We start from the raw sequence: 6,318 nt of genomic DNA, 5'->3' as shown, positions 1-6,318 counted from the left end.
GGCGGACAGCGGCCGGCCGAACTGCTTTCTGACCTTGGTGTAGTCGAGCGTGGTGTCGAGCAGCGTCTGCATGATGCCGACGGCCTCGGCGCCGAGCGCCGCCATGGCGCGGTCGACCGCCCATTCGATCGCGGGGAGTGCGTTGCCGCCGTCTCCGAGCAGAGCGTCTTCGGGCAGGTGCACGTCGGACAGCTCGATATTGCAGGCGCGCCCGCCGCCGAGGCGCGCATAGTCGGAGATCGCGACGCCCTCTGCCGTTGCCGGCATCACGAACAGTCCGATCCGCCCCGAGGGACCGTGATGATCGTGCAGAGTTGCGGAGACGATGATCTCGTCGGCGGCGTGGCCGTCGAGCACGGTGATCTTGCTGCCGGACAGGCGCCAGCCCTGCGCCGTCTTGGTCGCCGATGTCGCGACCTTGGCGAGATCGAAGCGGGCCGCGCGCTCGGAATGCGCGAACGCAAGCTTCAGTGATCCGTCCGCCACCTTGGGCAGGCTCGCCTGCTTCTGCTCCGCGGTGCCGCATCTGGCAATCAACGCGGCTCCCAGCACGACGGTGGCGACATAGGGCTCCGAAACCAGGCCCCGTCCGAAGGCTTCCATCAGGATTCCGACATCGACCGCGCCGCCGCCCAGCCCGCCGAACTCCTCGGGCAGCGGTAGCGCCAGCCAGCCGAGTTCGGCGAACTGCTTCCACACCGCGGGGCTGAAGCCGAGCGGATCGTTCGCCATCTTGCGGCGGTGAGCGGCATCGTAGCTGCCGGCTACGAAGCGCTCCGCGCTGTCGCGCAGCAGCTTTTGCTCGTCGCTGAGATCGAGGTCCATCGCGTCTACTCCGCCGCCGCAGGCGGCTTGCGCACGGAAGGATGCAGGCCGGAGGGGTCGACGATCATGCCGAACTCCTGCAGATTGTGGGCGTGGCAAAGCTGGTGCAGTGCGAAGGCCTGGTCGATCGCGGCGGGCTGGCCCATCACGTCGACCGAGCGGTTCACCGCCTCCTTGGTCATCTTCAGCGCGAAGGACGGTTTTGCCGCGATCCTGCGCGCCAGCTCCAGCACGCGTGAGGACAGCGCCGCGCGCGGCACCACCTGGTTGACCATGCCGAGCTGGTGCGCCTCCTGCGCGCTCCAATTGTCCGCGGTGAACAGGAACTCCTTGGCCTTGCGCGCGCCGAGTTCCCAGGGATGCACGAACCATTCGACGCCGCAGACCCCCATGGTGACGACGGGGTCGCAGAACTGCGCATCGTCGCTGGCGACGATGAGGTCGCAGGCCCAGGCCAGCATCAGACCGCCTGCGATGCACTTGCCGTGCACCTCGGCAATGGTCGGCTTGGCGAGATTGCGCCAGCGCCGCGTGATCTGGAGATATATTTCCTGCTCGCGGGCGAAGCGGCCATGGGCATTGGGCTCGGCAAAGCCGCCCCAATTTCCGATCGGCGGAAAGTCGACGCCCGCGGTATTCTTGCCTCCGGGACGGAGGTCATGACCGGACGAAAAGTGCGGGCCGTTGCCGGCGAGGATGATGACCTTGACCGTATCGTCCTGCACGGCCGCGTCGAAGGCGGCGTTGAGGTCGTAGGTCATTTGCAGGTTCTGCGCGTTGCGCGCGTCGGGTCGGTTCATCACGACGCGGACGATCGCCGGCTCCGGCCGTTCCACGAGAATGGTCTCGAACGAGCTCATCGCGTTTCCCCTGGCGTTTCCGCTTTTGTTTCGCGGAGTTGACTATGTCAGCCTGCGATAGGCAAGAGGCTTGCGTCAGCCGGCTGCTTTTCTCGAGCGCGTAATCTGATAGCTTGCGCCCGATTCCACCGGGAGAAATTTGATGCGCAAGATCCTGACCGTGCTGGCCGCCCTGGCCTCGCTGAGCCTGACCAATTGCGGCTACAACGCGATCCAGAGCGAGGACGAGCAGATCAAGGCCGCCTGGTCCGAGGTCGTGAACCAGTATCAGCGCCGCGCCGATCTCGTGCCGAACCTCGTTAACTCGGTGAAGGGCTTTGCGCAGCAGGAGAAGGACGTGCTGCTCGGCGTCACCAATGCCCGCGCCAAAGTCGGCAGCATCCAGGCCACGCCGGAGGTGCTGAACGATCCCGCCGCGTTCCAGAAATTCCAGGCCGCCCAGGGCGAGCTCTCCAGCGCGCTGTCGCGGCTGCTGGTCGTCACCGAGAACTATCCGCAGCTGAAATCGGATGCCCTGTTCAAGGACCTGATGTCGCAGCTCGAAGGTACCGAGAACCGGATCACCGTGGCGCGTAACCGCTACATCAAGTCGGTGCAGGACTATAACGTCACCATCCGCTCGTTCCCGAGCAACCTCACGGCGATGATGTTCGGCTACAAGGAGAAACCGAACTTCTCGGTCGAGAACGAGAAGGCAATCTCGACCGCGCCGAAGGTCGATTTCAACCCGGCACCGGCGCCGTCGAAGTAAGCGCGCGCCGTTTTGCGAATGGTCTTCACCCCACCCACCACTGTCATTCCCCGCGAAAGCGGGGAATCCAGTACGCCGCGGCTTCTCGGTTCAGGCACGGCTGCCTCTGGGATACTGGATCGCCTGCCCCAGTGCGCAAAGCGCACAAGGCGGGCGATGACACCGAGTGTGTGGCGGGCGTATTCAGTGATGGCGTCATGCGTCCTCGCTATCGCCCTCTTCTTCACCTTCACGCTTCCCACCCACGCCGACGTCGCTGTCCCCGAGCTCACCGGCCGCGTGGTCGATCAGACCGGCACGCTCTCCAGCAGCGACGTCGCCGCGCTGTCGCAGAAGCTGCAGGACTTCGAGAGCCGCAAGGGCAGCCAGATCGCGGTCCTGATCGTGCCGACCACGCAGTTGGAGACGATCGAGCAGTTCTCGATCCGCGTCGCGGAGGCCTGGAAGATCGGCCGCAAGAAGGTCGATGACGGCGCAATCCTCGTCGTCGCCAAGAACGACCGGCATCTGCGCATCGAGGTCGGCTATGGCCTCGAAGGCGCGCTGACCGACGTCATCTCGCGCCGGATCATCGACGAGATCATCACGCCGAAATTCCGGACCGGCGATTTCGCGGGCGGCATTTCCGATGGCGTCGACCGCATGATCCGCGTGATCGACGGCGAGCCGCTGCCGGCGCCCTCGCGCACCGTCAACTTCGCCCACAATCTGGACGATCTCGCGCCACTCTTCATCGTGACGCTGTTCGCCTCGATCGGGGTGGGCGGATTCTTCCGGGCCGTGTTCGGGCGCCTGCTCGGCTCGCTCGCGGTCGGCGGCATCATCGCGGCGCTGACCTGGCTCATTCTCGGCTCCTTCGCGCTCGCCATGGCGCTCGGCGCCGTCGGCTTCGTCATCGGCTTCATCGCCGACCTGTTTTCGGCGATAGCGCCGGGTACCGGGCGCTCCCGCGGCGGCTCGTGGTCCAGCGGCTCGTCCGGAGGCGGCTGGAGCAGCGGATCGTAGAGCAGCGGCGGCTTCAGCGGCGGCGGGGGCAGTTTTGGCGGCGGCGGCGCCTCGGGGAGCTGGTAGCGGTCATGAGCATCAAGCGCATTGCCAGACATCTCGTGCAGCATCCTTGGCGAGCGAAGCAAATCTTTCCGCCTGATGTGCTCGCCCGCATCGAGCAGGCGATCAGGCAGGGTGAGGCGACGCATTCCGGCCAAGTCCGCTTCGTGGTCGAAGGCGCGCTCGACGGCGCGCCGCTGTTTCGCAACCAGCCGGCGCGCGAACGCGCGCTCGACCTGTTCTCGCATTTGCGCATCTGGGACACCGCGCACAATAACGGCGTTCTGATCTATCTCCTGCTGGCCGACCGCGACGTCGAGATCATCGCCGATCGTGGCATCGATGCCGTCGTCGGCGCAGCCGGCTGGGAAACGATCTGCCACGCCATGGAGGCCGAGTTCAGATCGGGCCAGTTCGAGCGCGGCGTCATCGCCGGCATCGAAGCGGTGTCGAAAGAGCTGGCAAGGCACTTTCCGCCGGGTACGTCGCATTCGAACGAGCTACCGGACGCGCCGGTCGTGATGTGAATGCCGCCCCCCTAACTCTCTCACCGTCACCCTGAGGTGCTCGCCCCTTCGGCGAGCCTCGAGGGGCGACGGCCCGGGTGTTGTAGCTCGGCCGTTCATCCTTCGAGGCTCCCTGCGCGGTGCAGCGCACCGCGCCACTCGCGCCTCAGGATGACGGAAAGCTACAGAGACGGCATTCCGCCGCCGTTCATCTTCCCACGATTACGAATTGTTTCACGCCACCACACCGGTTCCATCTTCCCGGCCCAATTCGGCCCCGGATAACTTCCTAAAATTTCGGTAAGCGGGTCCCGAAGTAAGGAATTCGCAAGCAATGAAAGTTACCAAAAAGTCAACCGAGACTGGAGTATTTGCGCCGTGAGCGAACCATTGTCCGAGCAGGCTGCCCAGGAGTCCGGTGCTGTCGACGTCGCAGCGCCCCACGACGTCGTGGCTGCCGCCGGTATCGACGCCCCCTCGATCGCCCCCGACCACGAGGCGCCGCCCAAGCCGGATCCGGTCAAGGAGGCCCCGAAGGTCGAGCCGCCGCGGATCGAGGCGCCGAAGTTCGACGCCAAGACAGAGGCCAAAACGGAGGCCAAATCCGAGGCCAGGCCCGAGCCGAAGCCCGGCAAGCTCATCGTCATGCCGCCCGCCGACCGCGCCTGGGAGCGCGAGGATTTTGCTCCGCATGTGAAGGCGGATGAGCCGCGCGAAACAGGCGGCAAGCGCCGCCTGTCGGCGATGGCCGCGGTGGTGGCGATTGCGGCGAGCGTCGGCGCGATCAGCGGCGCGCTCGCGACCGCGGGCATGATGCATTTCGCCGCACCCGCCCAGGCTCCGGTGCAGGTCGCCGACACCAGCGCGCTGGATGCGTCCGTGGCACGGATCGATGCCGATCTCGTCGCCCTGAAGGCCAATGTCGAGCAGAGCTCCAAGACCGGCATCACCCAGTCCAATCGCGCCAACGACCGCCTGGACAAGCTCGAGAAGGCGCAAGCCGAGCCGCTGGCGAAAATCGCAAAGCTGTCCGAGGCCGTCGACAAGCTTCGTGCCGCGCCTGCGCAGGCCGCCGCCGCTCCTGCCAAGGAGACCACCGGCTCGATTGCGCCGACCCAGGTGGCGACCGCCGCTGCGCCGGCCCCGGCACCTGCAGCGCCAAAGACCGAGGTCGGGCGTCTGCCGACGATCGACGGGTGGCGGCTGCGCAGCGCCGGCAATGGCGGTGCGCTGATCGAGGGCCGCGACGGCCTCTACGAGGTCTATCCCGGCGACCCCATTCCCGGCGTCGGCCGAGTCGATGCGATCCGTCGCCAGGACGGCCGCTGGGTCGTCGTCACCGGCAGGGGGCTGATCGTCGGGCGCTGACGGCTCAGATCCAACCATTCGAAGAGGCGCTTCACCACCATGTGAGGCGCCTTTTTACTTGAATAGGCGTCCCCACGCGGTGTTACCTCAGGCATGAGCCGCGCGTTGCGAATTTTCCTTGCTGCTGTCGCATTGCTGGGCGGTGGCGTTTCGCTTGCGGCAGCGGAGAACGCGCCGCTGACGCGCGGCACGGCGATCACCGATCCCGCTCTCCTGCGCCAGCTCGACAGGGACAATACGCTAGCGATCTCGCGCCTTCTGTCGCCGGAGCAAAGTGCCGAGGTCCCGCTCACGACCGAGCTGATGTTCTCCTCGCTGCCGCAGCTGAAACACATTCCGCCCGCGATCGATAACGAATTCGACCGCTATATCGCGCGCTACAAGGCGACTTATCCGGGTGAGACCATCGGCGCCGGCGAAGGCTTTGACGTGCAGCTGTTCGACCTCGCCAATCTGAAATCCCGCGACACGCGCTTCGTGCTGGCGGGCATCGTCAACCGCATGGACCGCGCCTATGTCTTGCAAGAAGCCTGCGGCGAGATCCGGCTGATCTATCGTCTCGCGCGTTTCGACGGCAGGCCGGATGGCGGCAAGACCGCCACGCGCCTGCCGATGACGCTCAATCTCGTGATGAAGGCGCGCGATCCGCGTCAGGCGGATGCGAGCCGCAAGCCGGTCGGCTGCGCCGAGATTGCGCGGCGCTGGCTCGACAACGGCGATTGGCAGGGGCTGCTGCTCGGTCGAGGCGACGCCATGCTCGACCGCATCGAGACCAACATCCAGGTCTCCGTCGCGCCGAAATCGGCGCTGCACGATTTCCTCTCCGACTATCTGCTCAAGGTCTTCAAGTACGACGCTGCCACGAAGACGTTCGAGGAGGCGGCGCTGGAGAACCAGATCGACCGCGACCGCATTCTTGCCGACGCTGCGCTTCGGCGCGACTTCAAGGCCTGGCTGCTTG

At 65.9% G+C, this 6,318-nt stretch carries 5 protein-coding genes and 2 pseudogenes; 5 read left to right on the top strand and 2 right to left on the bottom strand.

All coding sequences use genetic code 11. The features are described 5' to 3' along the window. Both JHD07_RS15045 and JHD07_RS15040 read right to left on the bottom strand, forming a co-directional pair. A partial coding sequence (locus JHD07_RS15045; RefSeq protein ID WP_291623452.1) for an acyl-CoA dehydrogenase family protein occupies window positions 1–825 on the bottom strand: 825 nt, incomplete at its 3' end. A 5-nt stretch (window positions 826–830) separates the two neighbouring features. Then, a complete protein-coding gene (locus tag JHD07_RS15040; RefSeq protein ID WP_291623450.1) occupies window positions 831–1,685 on the bottom strand; it encodes an enoyl-CoA hydratase in 855 nt (284 codons plus the stop codon). Between the two features lie 142 nt (window positions 1,686–1,827). Between JHD07_RS15040 and JHD07_RS15035 the strand changes: the two genes are divergently transcribed. The 5 genes and pseudogenes from JHD07_RS15035 to JHD07_RS15015 form a co-directional block, all read left to right on the top strand. Next, on the top strand, window positions 1,828–2,436 hold the full coding sequence (locus tag JHD07_RS15035; RefSeq protein ID WP_024342221.1) for a LemA family protein: 609 nt from the start codon (window positions 1,828–1,830) through the stop codon (window positions 2,434–2,436). 189 nt (window positions 2,437–2,625) lie between these two features. Beyond that, window positions 2,626–3,507, top strand: a pseudogene (locus JHD07_RS15030) (YgcG family protein). 5 nt (window positions 3,508–3,512) lie between these two features. Continuing rightward, window positions 3,513–4,010, top strand: coding sequence for a TPM domain-containing protein (locus tag JHD07_RS15025; RefSeq protein WP_291623448.1), 498 nt, complete (start codon window positions 3,513–3,515; stop codon window positions 4,008–4,010). Window positions 4,011–4,379: 369 nt separating this feature from the next. Continuing rightward, window positions 4,380–5,357: a hypothetical protein gene (locus JHD07_RS15020; protein ID WP_291623468.1), complete on the top strand. Its 978-nt coding sequence runs from the start codon at window positions 4,380–4,382 to the stop codon at window positions 5,355–5,357. Window positions 5,358–5,450: 93 nt separating this feature from the next. Then, window positions 5,451–6,318: pseudogene (locus JHD07_RS15015) on the top strand (hypothetical protein); the annotation flags it as partial.

The organism is Bradyrhizobium sp. (assembly GCF_016462955.1).
GTDB lineage: Bacteria > Pseudomonadota > Alphaproteobacteria > Rhizobiales > Xanthobacteraceae > Bradyrhizobium.
This window is presented reverse-complemented; position numbering and strand designations above follow the sequence as displayed.

Bases quoted from the DNA above. Each gene is read 5' to 3' on its own strand.
- JHD07_RS15025 (WP_291623448.1), top strand. From the start codon at position 3,513: ATGAGCATCAAGCGCATTGCCAGACATCTCGTGCAGCATCCTTGGCGA.
- JHD07_RS15040 (WP_291623450.1), bottom strand. From the start codon at position 1,685: ATGAGCTCGTTCGAGACCATTCTCGTGGAACGGCCGGAGCCGGCGATC.
- JHD07_RS15035 (WP_024342221.1), top strand. From the start codon at position 1,828: ATGCGCAAGATCCTGACCGTGCTGGCCGCCCTGGCCTCGCTGAGCCTG.